The sequence below is a fragment of the Collinsella sp. SGI.241 genome (assembly GCF_050312955.1).
Lineage (GTDB): Bacteria > Actinomycetota > Coriobacteriia > Coriobacteriales > Coriobacteriaceae > Collinsella.
The window spans coordinates 1-506 of sequence record NZ_JBNPKM010000032.1; the positions used below are offsets into that span (position 1 = coordinate 1).

Below are 506 nucleotides of genomic sequence, written 5' to 3' on the forward strand. Positions count from 1 at the left end.
TGTTAGCGTCAATCTATTTTTCACCAGTTTCGCTAAACAGGCGCGCCGTTTGCGCAAAGGCGGTTTCACCGGTTGCGCTAACGTATTTTCACCGATTCCGGTCACGGCTTGACGGGGCCGTCCCTCGGCAGGTCCTTCAGCCTGTAGGACCTGCCGGTTATCTTGACCAGGTGGCAGTGGTGGCACACCCTGTCCGCGATCGCGCTCGCCGCCACGTCGTCCCCGAACACCCTGCCCCAGCCGCTGATCCCCACGTTGGTGGTGATGATCGTCGAGCGCTGCTCGTAGCGCGTCGATATCAGCTGGAACAGCAGGTCCGCGCCCGCGCTGCCGACGTCGAGGTAGCCGAGCTCGTCGATGATCAGCAGCCTCGAGTGGGCGTAGTACCTGAGCCTCTTCTTGAGGATGCCGCGCGACGAGGCGTCCTCCAGGTCCTCGACGAGCCGGGCGCAGTCCACGAACCTGACCTCGCGCCCCGCCCTGACGGCCTCGATGCCCAGCGCGAC

Annotated in this window: 1 protein-coding gene; it reads right to left on the reverse strand. The window is 64.4% G+C overall.

All coding sequences use genetic code 11. From position 1 onward, the window contains the following. Positions 1–101: 101 nt before the first annotated feature. A partial coding sequence (locus ACQQ92_RS08430; protein ID WP_427796243.1) for an ATP-binding protein occupies positions 102–506 on the reverse strand: 405 nt, incomplete at its 5' end.